At 32.4% G+C, this 20102-nt stretch carries 14 protein-coding genes; 13 read left to right on the plus strand and 1 reads right to left on the minus strand.

Going from position 1 to position 20102, the window contains the following annotated elements:
• Window positions 1-123 precede the first annotated feature (123 nt).
• The 3 genes from pepD (at window position 124) to ACLBXA_RS17960 (ending at window position 3346) form a co-directional block, all read left to right on the plus strand.
• Window positions 124-1593 (plus strand): beta-Ala-His dipeptidase, encoded by a 1470-nt coding sequence (gene pepD / locus ACLBXA_RS17950; protein ID WP_000287540.1) that lies wholly within the window; start codon window positions 124-126, stop codon window positions 1591-1593.
• Between the two features lie 312 nt (window positions 1594-1905).
• Window positions 1906-2715 carry a papain-like cysteine protease family protein gene (locus tag ACLBXA_RS17955; RefSeq protein ID WP_000678376.1) on the plus strand — a complete coding sequence of 270 codons (810 nt, stop codon included), beginning with the start codon at window positions 1906-1908 and terminating at the stop codon, window positions 2713-2715.
• Between the two features lie 25 nt (window positions 2716-2740).
• Window positions 2741-3346: a hypothetical protein gene (locus ACLBXA_RS17960; RefSeq protein ID WP_000527414.1), complete on the plus strand. Its 606-nt coding sequence runs from the start codon at window positions 2741-2743 to the stop codon at window positions 3344-3346.
• Between the two features lie 140 nt (window positions 3347-3486).
• Here ACLBXA_RS17960 and ACLBXA_RS17965 read toward each other — a convergent pair whose 3' ends face one another.
• The gene (locus ACLBXA_RS17965) at window positions 3487-3738 is read right to left on the minus strand and encodes a response regulator transcription factor (RefSeq protein WP_000821942.1); all 252 of its coding nucleotides are present in this window, start codon (window positions 3736-3738) and stop codon (window positions 3487-3489) included.
• 377 nt (window positions 3739-4115) lie between these two features.
• Between ACLBXA_RS17965 and ACLBXA_RS17970 the strand changes: the two genes are divergently transcribed.
• From ACLBXA_RS17970 to ACLBXA_RS18015, 10 genes are all read left to right on the plus strand, one after another.
• Window positions 4116-4994 (plus strand): helix-turn-helix domain-containing protein, encoded by an 879-nt coding sequence (locus tag ACLBXA_RS17970; protein WP_000397974.1) that lies wholly within the window; start codon window positions 4116-4118, stop codon window positions 4992-4994.
• A gap of 140 nt (window positions 4995-5134) precedes the next feature.
• Window positions 5135-5413, plus strand: a complete 279-nt coding sequence (locus ACLBXA_RS17975; protein ID WP_000842214.1) for an AbrB/MazE/SpoVT family DNA-binding domain-containing protein — start codon at window positions 5135-5137, stop codon at window positions 5411-5413.
• A gap of 611 nt (window positions 5414-6024) precedes the next feature.
• On the plus strand, window positions 6025-7275 hold the full coding sequence (locus tag ACLBXA_RS17980) for a hypothetical protein (RefSeq protein ID WP_001032355.1): 1251 nt from the start codon (window positions 6025-6027) through the stop codon (window positions 7273-7275).
• Between the two features lie 67 nt (window positions 7276-7342).
• A complete protein-coding gene (locus ACLBXA_RS17985; RefSeq protein ID WP_042598004.1) occupies window positions 7343-8101 on the plus strand; it encodes a TSUP family transporter in 759 nt (252 codons plus the stop codon).
• A 252-nt stretch (window positions 8102-8353) separates the two neighbouring features.
• Complete coding sequence (locus ACLBXA_RS17990) at window positions 8354-9013, plus strand: CatB-related O-acetyltransferase (RefSeq protein WP_144514116.1); 660 nt, start codon at window positions 8354-8356, stop codon at window positions 9011-9013.
• 482 nt (window positions 9014-9495) lie between these two features.
• On the plus strand, window positions 9496-10809 hold the full coding sequence (locus tag ACLBXA_RS17995; protein ID WP_000677657.1) for a D-alanyl-D-alanine carboxypeptidase family protein: 1314 nt from the start codon (window positions 9496-9498) through the stop codon (window positions 10807-10809).
• 457 nt (window positions 10810-11266) lie between these two features.
• Window positions 11267-12415, plus strand: coding sequence for an acyltransferase family protein (locus ACLBXA_RS18000; RefSeq protein WP_003282126.1), 1149 nt, complete (start codon window positions 11267-11269; stop codon window positions 12413-12415).
• A gap of 202 nt (window positions 12416-12617) precedes the next feature.
• The gene (locus tag ACLBXA_RS18005; RefSeq protein WP_000265867.1) at window positions 12618-13208 is read left to right on the plus strand and encodes an SGNH/GDSL hydrolase family protein; all 591 of its coding nucleotides are present in this window, start codon (window positions 12618-12620) and stop codon (window positions 13206-13208) included.
• A 1068-nt stretch (window positions 13209-14276) separates the two neighbouring features.
• Entirely contained in the window at window positions 14277-15530 is a 1254-nt protein-coding gene (locus tag ACLBXA_RS18010) for an MFS transporter (protein ID WP_000858612.1), read from the plus strand.
• Window positions 15531-15543: 13 nt separating this feature from the next.
• The gene (locus ACLBXA_RS18015) at window positions 15544-20100 is read left to right on the plus strand and encodes an amino acid adenylation domain-containing protein (protein WP_447617363.1); all 4557 of its coding nucleotides are present in this window, start codon (window positions 15544-15546) and stop codon (window positions 20098-20100) included.
• The last annotated feature ends 2 nt before the right edge of the window (window positions 20101-20102 follow it).

Consider the following 20102-nt stretch of genomic DNA (forward strand, 5'->3'; position numbering starts at 1 on the left):
ATGTTGTATGAGTGTTGTAAATAAAATGAACAATAAAAGTTAAAAGAAAGGTAAAATAATGAATCATGGTATAATGATAAAAGACTTACATACTATTTTTTCATTTTGAGAGGAGCTTGAAAAATGTATTCTACTTTAGAACAATTAACAAAGCACCCTGTATTTTATCATTTTGCAGAAATTTCAAAGATTCCTAGAGGATCAGGTAATGAAAAGGAAATTAGTGATTATTTAGTGGGCTTTGCAAAAGAGCGTAACTTAGAAGTCATTCAAGATGAAGCATTAAATGTCATTATTAAAAAAGAAGCAACAGCTGGTTATGAAAATGTACCAGCTATTATTATTCAAGGTCATATGGATATGGTTTGCGAAAAAAATCAAGCAACAGTACATGATTTTGAAAAAGATCCAATTGAATTACGAATCATTGGGGACATGTTATATGCAAATCAAACAACTTTAGGTGCGGATAATGGTATTGCAGTTGCGTATGCATTAGCTTTATTAGATTCAAAAGAAATTCCGCATCCAGCACTTGAAGTCGTTATCACTACTGAAGAAGAAACGACAATGGGCGGGGCTTTTGCTATTGATCCAAATCATTTTGAAGGAAAGATATTTATAAATATTGATTCTGAAGAAGATCATAAATTACTTGTAAGTAGTGCAGGTGGTGCGAAAGCTGTTGAAACAATTCCCGTAATTTGGGATGAAACACCAGCGAATATGGATGCATACCGTCTATATGTTGGCGGTCTAAAAGGCGGACATTCTGGTATGGAAATTGATAAACAACGCGGTAATGCGAACAAAGTATTAGGACGAGTGTTACGTGATTTATCAGCACATACGGAGTTTAACATAAGTGAAGTTCACGGCGGATTAAAAACGAATGCAATTCCGCGTGAAAGTGTAGCTACAATTTTAATTCGTACAGAAGATGTAGGGCAAGTAGAAGAAAAACTAGAATCATGGACACGTGTATTACAAGAAGAAATGCGTGCTGTTGATTCAGATGTTCATGTTACACTGACAAAATTGGATGAAACAGTTGAAAAAGTATTTGCTAAAGAGACACAAAAGCAGCTTATTTCATCATTATTCTTAATTCCGAATGGTATTCAAAGTATGAGCATGGATATTAAAGGTCTTGTAGAAAGCTCAACAAATTTAGGCGTTATTGAAACGTTGCAAGATGAAATTAAATTACGTAACGAAGTGCGAAGTTCTGTAAGTAGTTTAAAACAACATGTTGCAGAAGAAATCAAATATATTGCTGAATTAGTTGGTGCTACATTTGAAATAGAGTCAGAGTATCCAGAATGGCCATACAATCCAAACTCACAAATTCGTAATTTATTTGAAAAAGTACATCAAGAAAAATACAATAAAGAAATTGAAATCTTCGCTGTACATGCGGGGATTGAGTGTAGCGCATTCGTTCAAAAGATGCCTGAATTAGATGCAATTTCATTCGGACCAGACATCTTTAACGTCCACACTCCAGATGAACATATCAGTATCTCTTCTGTAGTGAATAACTGGGGATTCTTCGTTGATGTAATGAAGGGTACGAAAGAATTAGCTAAGTAATAACGACGAAATAAAAAGGAGCCTATAAAAATTTATAGGCTCCTTTTTTGTATTGGAATTTATCTCGCTATTTGCCGGGCAGTAAGACTCCCACCTCAAAATCCAGCGAGAGCAAAGAAGTTAGGTGGGGATCGGGCAGCCCGTAAAAGCCCGATTAGTTTAACTAATAATCAGTGAGGGATGAATAAAACCCCCACTGATTAAAGTTTTACTTTATGAGAAGTCATTTTTCGTTAGTATGTAATATTAAGCTTGAACAATTAATAAGGATGAATTGTTGATGTTTTTTAGTACTGATGAAGGGGTGGAGAAATGAAGGGAAGAAAGCATTTTATTGTTTGTATGGTTTTATTGTTCTTCACATTTAGTTTTATTGGTGTTCAGAAAATAATAGCAGAAGAAGTTGAATTTTCAGGGACAACAGCTCCATTGAATGTAAATGTTAGAGAGGCGAAAAGTTTGAATGCAAATATTGTAGATGTGATTCCCGGAAATACAAAAGTATCTTTTAAAGGATGGGAGTATGGTGAAGCGGTTAAAGATTACTGGACAGGAAATTTAGATAATCGTTGGTTTTACTATTTTAAAGATGGAAAAAAAGTATATGTAACGTCAGCGTATATTAATGGAAATCCTCCAAGTACACCAATAGACCGTAAATTATCTGTACCTAACATATTACAAGAAAGATCAAATTGGTGTTGGGCAGGCACTTCGGTTTCAGTTTTAAATTATTTTGGGAAAACTCCTTCACAAGATCAGTACGTTAGGTATGTTAAGGGTGGATCATATAATAATCCTGCAACTTCACGTGAAATACAATATGGATTATCGGGATATGGTGTTAGTTCAGCTATAAGTTCTGGAGCAAAATCGTATGATTGGTTCAAAAGTCAAATTAATAGTAATCAGCCGATGATTGTACTTATTATGTGGCAAAATGGAGCTAACATCGGACACTTTCTAGTACTTGATGGATTTTATAAAGGGACAAATGGAACAGATTATATAACGTACATGGACCCTTGGTATGGTGATCATTATAATCATAATTTCAGTACGTTCCATAACAATAATAATTTTTGGTGGAGTGAAACTGTTTATAATATCCATGCAAACTAATAATATTAAAAGCGGGGGTTCATAAATGGGAAATCTACTTAAGCTTGTGATACCGTGCATGTGTTTAATGACCGTTATTATTTTCGCTAGTAAAATTAGTTATGCATCAAAAAATAAAAGTGAATCAGTACAATCGATCGCATTAAAAGATTATCAATATAGTAAGGGAAGTTCTTCTGAAAATTTAAATTTTGAAAAAATAACAACATCTCCATTTTCGTTACCAATCTATGCAACAATTCCAGCACAGCAAATTTTAAATAGCTCTGAATTTAAGCAATTGCTATTACCAACAAATGAAAAGCTGTGGTTTATTATGAAGGGTGAGCAGCCAGAAGGACTAATTGTTGCGAATGATACTGAACCGATTCGAACGGGCGGAGAAAATAGAAGTAAAGATTTATATGGATTATATAAAGCAATAAAAAATAATACAAATGAAACAAAAGATATTAGTTATTTCGAATTTGAAGGGCAAGGAATATTGGTAGTAAATCAAAATAATGATCAAGAAATATACCTTAGCAAAGGTGCCGCTGCCATATTAAAACTTCCTGCTGGTCAAAAAGTATTGAGCAGTGAAGTAATACAGAAAATGAAAGAGAGAATTGTAACTAGTTTTGAAAAGTAGGAAGGGCTAATTCTTTTTTGTGTTTATACAAGGTTGAACAGATAACAGGATTAATGGTAGCATTAGGGCTGTTTAAAAGCTAATATTGAATATAAAAAGGTTAGAGAAGTTAATTCTCTAACCTTTTTATATTCTGCTATCTACTGTACAACCTTTTTGCATAGCTGAATTTCCTTATTAGAAAATAAGGGTGCATCTATAAAACCATAATGATAAACTAAAATACCTAATTCCACTCTAGAATTAATATGCCATTTTTCTTTAATATGATTAATTATCGTTGAAATTCTTCTAGGGGTAACATATATTTTTCTGGAAATTTCTGCATCTGTATATCCTTTTGCTACATAAATAGCCACTTCTAATTCTCTTTCGGTTAATATTCTTTTCATAAAATAAGTCCCTTCGAAATTGTTTATATAAAATCAAAAGAAACTATTAAAAGAAATAAAGGTCAAAAATCATATTTATTTCTTTTAATTTCGCTATTTGCGGGCAATAAGATTCTCACCTCAAAATTTAGCTGTGACAAAGAAATCGAACTACCTGTAAACGCCTGCTTGGAGTGGACTAATAATCAGTGGTGATGAATAAAACTCCCATTGGTTATTAGTGAACTTTATTGTAATAATTTCTCATATTGTGATACAAGTTTGTGAAAAACTATAAATCCATATAAATAGTAATTGTAACTATACTAATTTTACATTACATTAAAAGTTGGAAAATATTCTTATACTCATAAAGTGTTACATTTGAGGGAGGAAAGATGGAATTCTACAATCTTGGTATTATTATTAAAGAACTTAGAAAGAAAAAAAATATGTCACAATCTGAATTATGTCATGGAATATGTTCACAAAGCCAAATTAGTAAGATAGAAAAAGGGATTATTTATCCATCTAGCATATTGTTGTATCAACTATCTGAAAGACTTGGTATTGATCCAAATTATATATTTGCACTGACCAAAAATAAAAAAATAAAATATATTGAAAATGTAAAATGTGTAATGAGAGATTGTGTGAAACAAAAAGAATATAATGAGCTTTACGAAATAGTGAAAAAAGAGAAAAACGAAAATAATTTCCAATCAAAAGAAGATAAACAATTTCTATTATGGCATGAAGCGATTGCTATATATTATGTAAATGGAGCAACAATTAATGCTTTTGACATTTTAAATAGAGCACTAAAACAAACTTTAAGTAGTAGTAACTTTTTATCAGAAAAAGAAATAAGCATAATGAATTCAATTGCTATAATACATGCAGAAAATGAAGAGTATGAGAAAAGCATAAATATATTAAAACAAAGTTTAATTAATTTTAATAAGATAGAATTTCCTAGAGAAAAAGAAATCAAATTAAGACTCATTCATACGTTAACAAAATGTCTACACCTTGCAAATCAATATGAAGAAGCGATTAAGTATAGTGAAATAGGTATAAAATTAGCCATAAATATGAATACTTTATACTTATTAGGTGAATTGTTTTTTGAAAAAGGTGCAATTTTATTGAAAGTTCAGCACTCTAATGAAGTTGGTTTAACATACATAAAAAAGGCATTATTTATATTTGAACTAACAGAAAGAAAACAATATATAAAAATGATCAAGGATAAATATATTAAAAATGAAGAATAAACAAGAAACAATCCTAACATAAGCTATTTTTAATTGGTATTTATTCCTAAAAAAAGTACTGTAATACGAACTATTCCTTATTGTTGTTTATTGCTAAAATAAGTACCGTAATATTAGATAAAAATAAAGGGTGGCATTTTATGAAATCAAGAGGGATTACTCGTAAAGCAGATAGCATGGGGCGTATTGTTATTCCAATGGAAATAAGACGGAGTTTAGGAATTGTAGAAAAAGATTCTCTTGAAATGTTTATAGAAGAGGATCAGATTATTTTACGAAAATATCAATCTCCAAGAGCTTGTGCACTTACAGGTGATATTTCAGACAGCAATATTTCGTTAGCGAATGGGAAGATTATTGTAAGTCCAGAGGGGACGGAACTATTAATAAAGAAGTTACAGCAATATCTTTTAAAATAAAAGGTAAGTAAGGATTTTAAAATAGAATATTCTTGTAAAGAAAGTCCTCTATCATTTAGGGGGCTTTTTTATCCGCTATTTGCTGGGTAATAAGACCCCCACCTCAAAATTCAGCGGAAGCAAAGAAGTTAGGCGGGGGCCCTGTTGCTCGTAAAATCCCGATTGGTGAGGGCTGATTAAAGTTCCACTTTATTACAGTTAGTTCAATGAAATACAAATTACCTTAAAATAGTCTGACTATTTTTTATAAAAAAACTATTCGTTTACATTTTTTGGTTTCGTGTTATATTTTTATTGTTAATATTAGTGTATTGAAAATTCTGATTTCAATCTTAGGAAAATTCTAGGGAAAGGAATATTTGTGCTTGAATTGAAAATCCTATAAACATAGTTTGAAAGTAAAGTATGAAAAGAAATCTCCATTAAATATACTAATTTAATGGAGATTTACGGGGTTAATGTAACTAAAAAGAAATTTTGTTTACTCCACGTTTATGCTCTGTAATTTGGTAACTGTAATAGCTCTGACGAAAAGCAAAGGAGCAAAAAAGAAGTAGGTAGTTTATTTAATAGAAGATATGGTGAAAAAATAAAACAACGGAGGTTTTATAATGAATAAAGGAATACTGCAGATTACAGAAATCGAAGAAATTAGCATTCCTAATGTATTGAAGGATAAAATCAAGAATCTAATAGACCATGAATTAAAAACTCATAATCCTTATACTTGTGATCAAGAAATAGCTGCAAGCTTTTCAAGAGAGTGGCTTAATTGTTTGATTGATTATTCAAAGAAAACTTCGAATTCAGATATGAAAAAACTACTACATATGATAAAAGTAGCGAATTGTGGTGGAAACGTACCACCTACTCTTATTAAAAATATTCCATGTGATCCTATGGAAACCCTATTACCTGGGGAAAATCGCAAAGGTTTTAATTATGGTGAAGACGAAGACGATAGAATGAAAAAATATTTTTATGCAGAATGGGTCACATGGCTTTTTGCCACACTTTTTAATTATGATGCTTTAATTCACCCATCCGAACATGCAGGGAAAAATAGATTTCACCTCATTTCCCCTTTGAACAACGATGAAGTTTTGCGAAATGTCGGTGCAAGCACCGGTGGCGGGAACTTTTATCAACATAACGATGCCACAGTGTATACAGACATGAAAGACCAATCAGATATTGAAGCAAGATTGAAAATATTCAATACGAATTTAGAAATTGTATCAAATAGACTTAATAAATCCGTGGAACGAATAGTGTCTGAAATTACTTGTGGAAAATTTACTAGAGTTGATGCTCTTTTATTAAAAGGAGTGTTAAATTTAAAAACTCAAACTCATATTGGAACGCCAAAATTACTTCAAAAGCATCTTGAAGAAAATCACTTCAGTAAAGATGATATATTGGCGATAAGTAAAATGCCTATTGCTCATATCGCAGGAATGGCGGATGGTGAAATATCGGGATTTGTAGGGGAAATAAACCAAATCATATTTTTGGATGATAATGGTGATATTATTGCAACTTGTTTGAATGGAGCAGAAAATAGATTGATTTATGTGGGAAAAAGTGAAGAAGAAAAATTGAAATTTGACATGTTTTTAGAACTCTTACGAACAACGCCCACTTATAAGGTTCCACTTACATCTGAAGATTTATTAATTATTCCAAATTCATACTATGGTAAACAAACAAATGTAACTCATGGTAGGGAAAGGTTATCTGAGGAAGAATATAAAATTCCGATTGGAGATAATAAGTACGGAAGAAGAATTGTTTGCAGGCAGTACGTTTCCAGCCGATTACGTGATCAGAAAGAAAGTTACTTTACAGATATTATTAACTAGTTTAAAGAGAGGAGGGACGATGGGGAGGTTTGGGGTATAATAGCTCAAGCCTTCCCATATTCTTTGTATGGATTTTACTATTGAATTACTCATATTACTATTTTTAGTAGCTGTATTAGCAGGGTGGATAGATACAATTGCTGGAGGCGGTGGTATGATAACTATCCCGATAATGTTATTAGTAGGTATGTCTCCTTCTGTAGCGATAGCAACTAATAAACTGCAAGGGAGTAGCGGAACTCTCATGGCGACAGTGTTTTTTATTAAGAAGAAAGAAATTAATCTTAAAGAAATGCGTTTGTCCATCTTAATGACCTTTTTTGGATCAGTTTTGGGTGGATGGCTTGTTTTACAGATACGGGCAGAATATCTAATCATGATATTACCTTTTTTACTTATTATTATTGGTCTTTATTTTCTATTATCTCCAAATATAGCAAACGAAGATCGACCGAGAAAAATAAGTATGTTGTTGTTTGCGTTAACAGTGCCTCCATTCCTTGGATTTTATGATGGTTTCTTCGGCCCAGGAACAGGTAGCTTGATTGCTTTAGCGTTCATTCTTTTATGTGGATATAGTGCTACACGGGCAACTGCAAATGCTAAGATTTTGAATTTTACTAGTAATTTCGCTGCTTTGTTGTATTTTATTATTTTTGGCCAAATCGATTGGACAATTGGATTGATTATGATGCTTGGTCAAATTATAGGGTCATATATTGGGGCGAAGATGGTGCTTACAAAAGGGACGTCATTAATACGACCAATAGTGGTTATTGTTTGCTTTGTCATGGCAATTAAGATTTTTTTACAAAATATGAACTAAATGTAATAAATATAGTATTTGTATCGAAGTTAGAGTGTTTTCATGTTGTTATTGCAGTATTACACTGTTTAAGATGTGTTCAAAATTACACAATTTGACTAGTGTAATGTATTGCGTTATGCTTTTTCTATTATAAAAGAAAGGCTTGAAGATAATGATTCGTCGTTTGAGAAAGCTAAAAAATGTAGCAGTCGTAGTAAGCTTCTAAGTAAATAGCAAAATATATAATACTTAGAAGCGAGGAATAAAGTTATGAAGCATCCATTATTTAATCATTGGTCAGAAACAAAATATATAAAAGATATAGTAACAAATCCACTCATTGAAGTAGGAGAGTACTCCTATTATTCAGGGTATTATGGTCATCAAAATTTTGAAGATGGTTGTGTAAGGTATTTGTGGGGGGATGCTAAGTCACAAGCACTGTTTAATCCAATTGAACAGATGGGATGGCATCTTGATAAACTCATTATTGGGAATTATGTTTGCATTGCAAGTGGAGTAGTCATTTTAATGGGTGGTAACCATAATCATCACTCAGAATGGATTACAGTATATCCATTCGCTGAGCAAATTGAACAATCATATGAAACTAAGGGCGATACAGTCATTAAAAGTGATGCTTGGATTGGAATGAATGCTATAATAATGCCTGGCGTTACTATTGGTGAAGGTGCAATTGTTGCTGCAGGATCTGTCGTAAGTAAAGATGTTCCGCCGTATACAATAGTTGGTGGAAATCCTGCTAAGGAAATAAAGAAACGATTCACTGATACAGAAATAAACATGTTAATGGAAATGCGTTGGTTTGATTGGGATAGGAAATTGATCGAGAAGGCAATTCCGCTGTTATCTAGTCCATCCATCGAACCATTATTTACTTTTTATAAAAATGAAGTAAAAAATAAATAAATTAGTTAGTTAGAAAAACTACATTCAGTATTGGGTGTAGTTTTTTTATTACAAAAAACTAATGGTTTAGACTAAAGAAAATTTATCTCTAATATAAGTCTAGCAAATAGCTCAATTGAATAATTAAAATCCCGATTGGTGAGGGTTAATAATTAGTGGGGATGAACAAAACCCCCACTGATTAAAGTTTCACTTTATTTTTTGTAAATGTGGAACAAATGTATTATGTAGATTGTCTATTAATTGTAATCCTAAAAAATATGAAAGTGCGAATCATTTTAAAAAATATAAGGGGATTAAAAATAAGGATATGCGTGGGAATACAAAGTATCAGGGCACCTAAAAGTGTCAGATGAGATGGTCTATATGAAAGCAATCCTAACGTTTAATATGTATATACAATTTGAGAACACTGTCTATTTTTTTTGAGATTATGTTAGAATAACGCTTTTTTGAGTACAAAGATATTGGAGGTAACAGAAGTGAAAGGTATGTTTTGCAAGAGATTTATTGCAATAGTAACAGTGCTTACACTATTTTTTAGTATGTTCGTTACATTTGGAAGAGCAGCAGCGGAAACAGTTTCTGCTATAGACGTTGAAGCAGGATCAGCAATTTTAATAGAAGCAAATTCCGGAAAAATTTTATATCAAAAAAATGCAGATGAATCATTGGCAATTGCTAGTATGACAAAAATGATGAGCGAATACTTAGTTCATGAAGCGGTAGATAAAGGAAAACTTAAATGGGATCAAAAAGTTAAAATTTCTGAATATGCACATAAGATTTCGCAAGATCGTTCATTATCAAATGTTCCATTAGAAAATGGTGGCTCTTATACGGTAAAAGAGTTATATGAGGCAATGGCAATTTATTCTGCAAATGGTGCAACAATTGCTTTAGTTGAAGAGATTGCTGGTAAAGAGGGCAATTTTGTAAAAATGATGAACGATAAGTCGAAAGAGTTTGGAATGAAAGATTATAAATTTGTAAACTCTACAGGCTTAACAAATCAAGATTTAAAAGGATATCACCTAGAAGGGACAACTCTAGATGAGAAAAATAAAATGTCTGCAAGGGATTGTGCAATTTTAGCACAACGTCTTATTCAAGATTTTCCCCAAATATTGAATACAGCGAAAATTCCTAAAAAAACATTCCAAGAGGGTGGTAAATATCCAATTGATATGGCGAACTTTAACTGGATGTTAAAAGGTTTAATTAAGCAATATGAAGGTGTAGATGGTTTGAAAACAGGAACGACTCCAGAAGCGGGAGATTGTTTCACTGGTACAGTAGAAAGAAATGGTATGCGCCTAATTTCTGTAGTGATAAAAGCAAAATCTCATACGGCACGCTTTGATGAAACAAAGAAATTATACGATTATGGATTTGCGAATTTTGAAGTGAAGAATGTCTACGGAAAAGATTCAGTAGTAAAAGGACATGAAACGGTACGAGTAGCAAATGCAAAAGAGAAAGATGTAGTAGTTCAAACGAAGCAAGCTGTTTCACTTCCAATGCGGAAGGGAAACAAAGACGGTTATAAAAAAGAATTTAAAGTATCAAATAAAGAACCAGAAGCGCCTATTAAAAAAGGTGTAACAATTAGTAAAATAATTATCTCGCCTAAAGATAATACCGATCCTGGGTTCTTATCAGGTAATTCATTACAAATAGACCTTGTAACAAAATCTGATGTGGAACAAGCAAATTGGTTTACACGTTTTATACGTAAAACTGGATCTTTTTTTAGTGGTATGTGGGATAGTGCGATTGATATAGTAAAAAGCTAATTTTATAGGATACAACTAAATATTAGTTTGAAACAAAAGGTTTCAAAGTATTATAGATTCTTATGTGGATAGTTTGGAATGAAAGATTGTATTACTTTTCAAATTTGGTCCTTCGGAACTTTTTGTATTTCTATTAAGCTAAAATAAATTTGTATCCATATACTCCAAAAACGCTATTCTTTTTGTAGAAATATACAGAAGGGATGGCGTTTATTATGAATCTTTCGATTTAAAGGATTCTGGTGCAAGGTTAGTTTAATAAAGTTACATGATGAAAAACCACCCATTAAAGTTTCACTTTATAAAAATTTAATAAAATCTTTTCTTTGTATTAAATATTTTGTTTTAAATTATGTATATAAAGAAATGGAGGTCAAATTAACTTTTTACTGCTTATATTAGGAATTTAAAGAAACGATGTGTACAATTCTCTCACTACATTCGCATAGTGGCCTTTATGAAAAGCAAAATCTACAATTTACAAGGAGAACATTTTATGAGTAAGAGAATAAAAGAATTAGATTCCATACGAGGGTTAGCGGCACTTACTGTGGTATTTGGACATTTTTGTTTAATGCTACCATCGTTGCCTAATTCTATTAAATTTTCCCCGCTTAGGTTTTTATGGGCGGGTGGGGAAGCTGTTATCGTTTTTTATGTACTAAGTGGTTTTGTGTTATCGATGGCACTTTATCATTCAAAAACAAATTATTGGGGATATTTAATTAAGAGATTTGTAAGAATCTATATTCCTTATTATTTTTGGATAATTGTTTCCTTTGTTTTATTTATTTTATTTTCGTCGTATGAAGTGGTAGGACTACGGGATTGGTTCTATGATAGGTGGCAAGGGTCTATAACAAAATTAGATATTCTAAACCACTTTGTGCTTCTTAATAACTTTTTTACGGAAAATTATAATCCAGTTATTTGGTCATTGGCTCAAGAAATGCGTATATCTATTGTGTTTCCTTTGTTATTCCTTCTTTTTTATAAATTGAATTGGAAGAAAACGATACTATTTGCTTTGAGCTTTTCTTTAATTAGTGTTTTTCTCAATGTGTTGTATATTGGGAAAGCTGAAGGATTTTATAATGGTTATGCTGATACACTGCATTTTACATCTATGTTTATGGTTGGAATGTTACTTTTTAAGTATCAGGAAAAACTTATCTACTCATATAGGAATATGAAAAAATTTAAAAAAGGATTTCTTATTGCATTAGGGATTATTCTGTATTTATATTCCATTTTAATTTATGGTTTTTCCCGTAATGATACTACTTTCTTATTAAAAGATTGGGGTGTCGTAATGGGGGTTGGTATATTTATTATAATGGCTATGAGTAACCTAAAAGTAAAAGCATTTTTAAATAAGAGTGTATTTGTATATTTAGGAGAAATTTCATACAGTATCTATTTGTGTCATTTTCCAATCATGATGGTACTATTTAAACTTTTGTATACAAAGATACCTATCTTTTTCCTTCTTACTTTATGCATTGCAATGACACTACTTTTTTCTATAGTTTCATATCATTTAATCGAAAAGAAATGTATCAACTGGGCAAAACAAAGAACAACCAATTTTTTGAAAAAAGTATAATTCCTAGAGAAATTTTATTTCTTTAGTAAATATACGAATATGACCGATTCCTAAGTATACTTAGGAATCGGTCAATTTTGGATTCTAAATGTAAATATAATAAAGTGGAATATAATTGAAATCGAAAACCACTTAGAAATAACAATTACGGTGTGAGCTATTGTATAGTATAGATATGGTTAATAATAAAGGGGGAATACATATGTGGAAGCGATTTGTAGCAATTGGTGATAGTTTTACAGAGGGGATAGGGGATGAAGTTGAGGGAATTGCATTAAAAAGCTGGATAGATCATTTTGTTCAACTGTGTGAAAACGATATAAAATATGCTAATTTGGCAAAGCGTGGCTTAGTAACTAAAGAAATTCGCTCGCAGCAATTGGAAAAGGCGTTAACTTTTAATCCAGATTTGGTTAGTCTCATTGCAGGGGCAAACGATGTTTTAAAAGGACGTTGGAATCATGATGCATATAAGAACGATATGGAATTTATGATAGATTCATTAAGTAAAGCAGGGGCTGATATTATTATAGCAAACCTTCCTGATTTTACAGTTAGGCTTCCTTTTGCTTCTGAAAAAAAACAAGTAATAAAAGAACAATTATTAGAGGCAAATGAAGTTATACGTTCACTGAGCAGAGAATATAAGTTTCATCATGTTGATTTTTGGAATCATCATTTAGTTAATGACAATACGCTTTGGTCTAAGGATTTAATTCATCCAAACTCAAAAGGATATGTAAAAGTTGCTGATTTGATTTTTAGTAGTTTGTCTGTACAGAAGACAAAATAATAGTTTGCAATTTAACGAATATGATATTAATTGTGCTAAGCTATGTTTTTTAGTAAATGGAGAGAACTAGAAATTTAGCATACAAAGCGTATCTACGATATATTTCTACAGTAGTGCATAAATGTAGAATTACAAAGAAAGATCACTTATGGAAATAGGTGGTCTTTAAACGTTTTTATAACTAAATTTAAATATATACTGTAGTACTAACAATTTCGTACTACATAAAAATTAAGTTCTCTTATAGAAAAACTGATTTTATATTATCTTAAAATATAATAACATATTCAAATCATATTTTGGGTGTGTATCCTAATTGTGAATAATTTGTAATTTTTTTGAAGTGTAAATATCTAATAAATAAAATAGGTAGTAGGTGCAGAAGTATTAATACTATATTATTCAATTCTGTTATGAGTACATTAGTAATTGGTAGTATTATATTTTTATTATCAATTTTAGTTATTGGAATTAATTTGCATAGAAAATATGTAGGATAAGAAAAGATAAATATACTTTATTGTATATTTATCTTTTTGTTTAGTAGGATTTATAGTCTCTTTAAACTATTATGTTAATAAAATTAAGAAACTTAATTTTTGATATCCTTATGGCTAAAGCCATCTATAAACTGACAATATAACTAAATAATTGTTTGGTATGATTTGTGGGTTGGTTTTTTTATCCGAATTTTCTGATTCAAATATTTCAACTTTATGAATATAGTAGGTGAAATATTTGTGTGATAGTATTTGAGATAGAAAAAAGCCAACTTTAAAAAGGATGTGAATTGAATGTGCAAACAACTATAAATGGTTATATTCAGGTAATGTTTAGCTGTTTTTTAGTGTAAGGTAAAGGTCTATGTTGTAACAGTTGATATAAATACGAAGAAATAGGTGCGCCTAAATTTATCTGACTATTTAAAATAAACTAAACCTTGAGATTAGTCTAGGTTTTGACGAAGTTACATTCTAGGTGAAATCTTTATAATGATTAATTAGGTTTAATAAAGGGGTACCTTATACGCAAAAGCGTTTATATTAGTAACCTAAGGAGCTTGCTTTTATGAAAACTACTGATTCAAAAGGCCTATTAGGAAATAGGGTTTATTTACAAGTTTTCTCTGCTTATTCATTGCTTATGCTTGGTGTTTTTATTGATATGTTAGCGATTATGACTATAGTTGGGTTTGAATGGGAAGTAGATCCTACTATGATTGGATTGATCCCTGTTGCATATGCACTTCCTGGAATTATTTTTGGCTCATGGGCAGGTGTTATTGCAGATCGTTTTAGAAAAATTCCAATTATGATGTTCTGTAATCTAATGGTTGGTCTAATAACAATTGCTCTTTTATTTGTACAAGATATCCACTGGCTCTTAGTGGCATTAATGATTCGTTCCATTTTTATTGTTTTCTATTATCCTGCACAGCAAACACTAACAAGACAGATTGTATCCCCGGACTTACTTACTAAAGCAGTAAGTATCAACGGAATAGTAGAGCAGGGTACCAAGATAGTAGGTCCACTTATAGGGGGCATGTTGCTGAGCTGGTTTCAACCAGAGTTCTGCCTCATTATAAGAGCTATAAGTTGTTTATTAGCTACCTTAGTTCTCATACCCACAATAAAATTTAAAGAAACTATATCGAAAGAATTTGTTGAAAAGCAAAAACAAAGTACTTGGACCGCTTGGGTACAAGGGTGGGGTTATGTGTTATCTAATCGGATAATATTATCAACCATGATTTTCGTTACAATAGCCATGGCAGTATTACAATTAGTCGACTCACAATTCCCAACTTTATTTAAGAGCTTATTCCCACATGATAAAAGTAAAATGGGATATATCATTTCTATTATTGGTCTTGGCGGAATACTTGGTGCACTACTAACTCAGAAATTAAAACAATTTCAATATGGCTGGGTAGTATGTGGAGGTATGGTTTTAATGGGAATTGGTTTTGGGGGGATTGGTTTGATAACGCCCGGTACGGTCTTCGTTTTAGCCTATTTAATTAGTTTTATCGCTGGTATCGGAAGTGGGCTGATGCTTGTATCTAATCAAGTCATTTTACAAATAGAATCCGACCAAGATCAAGTAGGAAGAGTATTTGGTATACAAAGCAGTTTAACAAACGCAGTTCTAATTATTTCTCCTGCTATGAGTGGCCCATTAGTGCATTTGTTTGGAGTAACTCAACTCTATGTTTATGGAGGGATTGGGCTTGTTATTATTGGATTAATTGGAGTTTCACTGCAGAAATATTTATGGGCTAAACATAAACACGAACCTATAAGAGCAAATAATTTTTGAAGGGGAGATTTTTATGACCAATGAGGAATGTTATCGATTAAGCCATCCGCAGCGAAGAATATGGTATACAGAAGTTATTCATTCTGATAAAGGAATATGTAATTTAAGATTTTTATTTAAACTTCATCGGAAAATGAATTATTCAAAATTAAACCAAGTTGTGAATCGCGTTATCAGTGAAAATGACGGTCTGTGCATTAGGTTAAAAGAAAATGGGCATCAGGAACCGAAACAATATTTTATTAAACATAAAGAACAAGAATTTGAGTTTTTTGATTTCAGTAATGTGGAGAATACAAATTTGCTTGAGGAATGGATTGAGCAGAAAACAAAAGACACGTTTACATTATTTAATTCAGATTTATACTATTTCGCTTTAATAAAATTAAACGATAATGAATGTGCAGTCTTTGGAAATGTTCATCATATTATTATGGATGGTTTATCAATTCAAATATTTACTGAGCAAATTGCAAAATATTATTATGAAATGCATAACGAGAATGAGGAAGGCGAAATTAAAAATTCATATGTTCAATTCCTGACCAATGAACAAACATACTTGAATAGTAGTCGCTTTCAAAAAGATCAAAAATTCTGGTTAGAGGAATTTAAAACACTGCCATCTGTGACTGGATTGAAGCCCTATAATACGTACCAAGTTAGCACTAAAGCATCACGTGAGACATTTATATTAACGGAGCATTTGAAGAGAAAGATAGAAAAATTTTCTGAAGATTACAAAATTAGTTTATACACTTTTTTTGTTGCTGCTTTCTCGTTGTCCATGTATCGGTGGACTTCATCGCTTGATATTGGTTTAGGAATGGCTTACGGCAATCGTATGACTAAAATGGAACGAAAATTGATTGGAATGATGGTGAGTACAGTTCCTTTAAGAATGGATATTGATCCAGAAGAAGAAGTACTTTCATTTATTAGCAGGGTGTCCAGAAAACAAAGCAAATTATTGAGGCACCAGAAATATCCATTTGATTTGTTGTTAAAGCAGATTAATAAAGAGAATAATAGTAATGTGAGACTTTTCGGAACTACGATTGATTATAGGGATCGCGATGAAAGTGGTGACTCACTATGGATTCCAAACCATGAAGAGGTACAAGATTTTGCAGTGCATATTGAAAATCTAATTGATATTGACTCTTTACATGTACATATTGATTATCGTGAGGAGCTATTTTCTAAGGAAGAGATAAAACGGTTTTTTAACGTGATGTTAGCGATAATGGAAAACACTTTTGAAAAACCAAAGCAGAAGGTAGCTGAAATAGAAATCATTTCTGAGGAAGATAAAAGAATAAGTTTAGTTGAGTTCAACAATCCTAAACTAAATGTCCCACCTCAAGTAACTATTCATGAAATATTCGAACAGCAAGCGATGATTTATCCAAATACTATTGCAGTTACGTATGAACAAGAAAAAATTACTTATAAGGAGCTTAATGAACGTGCAAACCAGTTAGCTCATTATTTGCAGAAAAAGGGAGTAGGACCTGATACTTTAGTTGGAATATGCGTTGAACGTTCCCTCGAAATGATTGTAGGTATTTTAGGGGTTTTGAAGGCTGGTGGGGCTTATGTTCCACTCGATCCAACATATCCAGAGCAGCGACTTCAATATATTTTAGAAGATGCTAGCATTCAGTTATTCGTGACGCAAGAAAGTTTAAAAGAATTGAAATGGTTACCAGAAAATGTTGAGTCGATTTGCCTGGATCGTGATCAAGATGAGATTGGGAAAGAAAGTAAGACTTTGCCGCTTTCTGATGTCGGTCCCAAAAATCTGGCATATGTAATCTATACTTCGGGATCAACGGGAAATCCAAAGGGCGTTATGATAGAGCATCACAATGTCATTCGGTTATTTAAATCAACGGATTGTTGGTATCAGTTTAATGAAAAAGATACTTGGACGCTTTTTCATTCGTATGCATTTGATTTCTCAGTATGGGAAATTTGGGGAGCATTATTATATGGTGGAAAATTAGTTGTTGTTCCGTACTGGATTAGTCGATCACCTAAGGATTTTTATCAATTATTAGTGGAGGAAGAAGTCACAGTTCTAAATCAGACACCTTCCGCATTTCGACAATTAATACGAGTGTGTGAACAAGAAGATAAGAATAAAAATTTGCAGCTACGTTACGTAATATTTGGCGGAGAAGCATTAGAACCTATTAGCTTGTTACCGTGGTTTCAAAGGTATGGTGAGAAAAACCCACAGTTAATTAATATGTATGGAATTACAGAAACTACAGTTCATGTTACATATTATCCAATTACTCTAGATGATGTGCAGCATGCTTCAAGAAGTAATATTGGAAAGCGGATTCCCGATTTAGAAGTGTATATACTAGACGCTTATCAACAACCTGTTCCTATAGGTGTTGATGGTGAACTTTATATTGGTGGAGCAGGATTGGCACGTGGATATTTAAATAGACCTGAATTAACAGCAGAGCGTTTTATATCTCATCCATTTAGTAGTGATCCGAAAGCAAGATTATACCGGACAGGAGACTTAGCGAGGTATTTGCCAGATGGGAATTTAGATTATCGTGGAAGAATTGATCATCAGGTTAAAATACGTGGTTTCAGAATTGAAATTGGGGAAATTGAGTCTACTTTACATACATATGTATATGTAAAAGAGGCAGTTGTAATTGTAAGAGAAGATCAGCCAGGCGATAAAAGATTAGTAGCATATGTTGTAGGAGGTGGAAATGTAGATGGGTGGAGAGAGTATCTTAAAGCGAAACTACCAAGTTATATGGTTCCTTCGGGATTTGTGGCGATGGAAGCTGTTCCACTTACAGCTAACGGTAAAGTTGATCGTGAGGCCTTACCTATGCCGGAGGAAAAGCAGATTAATAGTGAATGTGTTGGCCCTCGGAATAGTAACGAACAGATACTGACTACCATTTGGAAGCGAGTATTAGGTGTTAAAAAGGTGGGAATCTATGATAATTTCTTTGAAATTGGTGGCGACTCGATTCTCAGTATTCAAATCATATCTCAAGCAAGTCAAGTGGGGTTAAAACTTACTCCAAAGCAAATGTTTGAATGCCCAACTATCGCTGAGCTGGCACAAGTGGCTATAGAAACGCAGGGAGTACAAGCGGAGCAGGGAATTGTGATAGGTGATGTGCCTCTTACTCCAATTCAGTGCTGGTTCTTCGAGCAAGAACATCCACATACAGAGCATTGGAATCAATCAATGCTTTTAAGAGTAAAAGAAAGATTGGATGTGAAATTACTAGAGGGAGCGATATTAAATTTACTCAAACATCATGATGCTTTACGTTTCCGGTACGAACAGTTACCAAACGGAACGTGGAGGCAGAGAAATGAAGAGACTGATGAGCTGTCAGTACTCCATGTTGTAAAACGGAATCAAGTTAATGAAAAAGAGTGGAATACAATAATACAAGAAGAAATGAACATTAATCAAGCTAGTTTCAATTTAGTTACTGGTCCGTTAATGAGAGTAGTGTACTTTGAAGATAACTTGACTGGAAATGATCGAATATTCTGGGTGATTCATCATTTAGTAGTAGATGGAGTGTCATGGAGGATTCTATTGGAAGATTTACAGGTGGTATATAACCAGATGAAACAAGGTCAAGAAGTTCGCTTACCTGCGAAAAGTACATCTTTTAAAGAGTGGTCTGAACGACTCCAGACATACAGTGATTCGGGTATTTCAAAAGAAGTACAAAATTATTGGAATCAACAAGTAGAAAAAGAAACGATGAAAATTCCAATGGACTATCCAATACAAGAAACGACAGAGGAATCGATTGATCAAGTGACGAGGACTTTAGGAATAGAAGAAACACATGAATTGTTACACGAAGTTCCAGTAACTCATAAGACAAGGATTGATGAGGTACTATTAACGGCATTAGGACAAGCTATCGTCGATTGTACAAATCAGCAAACCGTTTCTATTCATCTAGAAGGACACGGAAGAGAAGAGGTAATTGAAGGTATTGATTTATCAAGGACAGTGGGCTGGTTCACGAGTATTTATCCCGTTCATCTCAATTTTCAAGGAACTCAAACACCTATTGAAGGATTAAAGTCTGTCAAAGAACAATTGCGTCGAATCCCAAATCGCGGAGTTGACTATGGTATTTTACGTTACTTGAATAAAGGATTACTTCCGTTTTATCAGCAAAAGCCTTCAATAAGTTTTAACTATTTGGGCCAATTTGATCAGGTTTTCTCAAGGGAATCTTTGTTTATGCAAGAGACAGGATTTACATTTTTAGATCATGCTCCAGATTCCAAACCATCTCATCTAATTGATGTTATCGGAATGGTGAAAGATGAAAAGTTACATTTTGTTTGGATGTATAGTAGAGAACAGTTTTCTAAATTAAAAATTCAATTGATAGCAGATGGTATGTTGAGGCATCTTCGTCAACTTATAAATAAACCAACAACAGAGTCTGCTTTTACGGTATCAGATTTTGCTGATGCAGAGGATCTTACGGAAGAAAGCTTGAGCAAAGTATTACTTAAATTAAAAAAGAAGAGGGTGTAAAA

This window comes from Bacillus sp. D48C, assembly GCF_053345735.1.

Excerpts from the sequence above, each read along its gene's own strand:
- pepD (WP_000287540.1), top strand. The coding sequence starts at position 124 with ATGTATTCTACTTTAGAACAATTAACAAAGCACCCTGTATTTTATCAT.
- ACLBXA_RS17955 (WP_000678376.1), top strand. The coding sequence starts at position 1,906 with ATGAAGGGAAGAAAGCATTTTATTGTTTGTATGGTTTTATTGTTCTTC.
- ACLBXA_RS17960 (WP_000527414.1), top strand. The coding sequence starts at position 2,741 with ATGGGAAATCTACTTAAGCTTGTGATACCGTGCATGTGTTTAATGACC.
- ACLBXA_RS17965 (WP_000821942.1), bottom strand. The coding sequence starts at position 3,738 with ATGAAAAGAATATTAACCGAAAGAGAATTAGAAGTGGCTATTTATGTA.
- ACLBXA_RS17970 (WP_000397974.1), top strand. The coding sequence starts at position 4,116 with ATGGAATTCTACAATCTTGGTATTATTATTAAAGAACTTAGAAAGAAA.
- ACLBXA_RS17975 (WP_000842214.1), top strand. The coding sequence starts at position 5,135 with ATGAAATCAAGAGGGATTACTCGTAAAGCAGATAGCATGGGGCGTATT.
- ACLBXA_RS17980 (WP_001032355.1), top strand. The coding sequence starts at position 6,025 with ATGAATAAAGGAATACTGCAGATTACAGAAATCGAAGAAATTAGCATT.
- ACLBXA_RS17985 (WP_042598004.1), top strand. The coding sequence starts at position 7,343 with ATGGATTTTACTATTGAATTACTCATATTACTATTTTTAGTAGCTGTA.
- ACLBXA_RS17990 (WP_144514116.1), top strand. The coding sequence starts at position 8,354 with ATGAAGCATCCATTATTTAATCATTGGTCAGAAACAAAATATATAAAA.
- ACLBXA_RS18000 (WP_003282126.1), top strand. The coding sequence starts at position 11,267 with ATGAAAAGCAAAATCTACAATTTACAAGGAGAACATTTTATGAGTAAG.
- ACLBXA_RS18005 (WP_000265867.1), top strand. The coding sequence starts at position 12,618 with ATGTGGAAGCGATTTGTAGCAATTGGTGATAGTTTTACAGAGGGGATA.
- ACLBXA_RS18010 (WP_000858612.1), top strand. The coding sequence starts at position 14,277 with ATGAAAACTACTGATTCAAAAGGCCTATTAGGAAATAGGGTTTATTTA.
- ACLBXA_RS18015 (WP_447617363.1), top strand. The coding sequence starts at position 15,544 with ATGACCAATGAGGAATGTTATCGATTAAGCCATCCGCAGCGAAGAATA.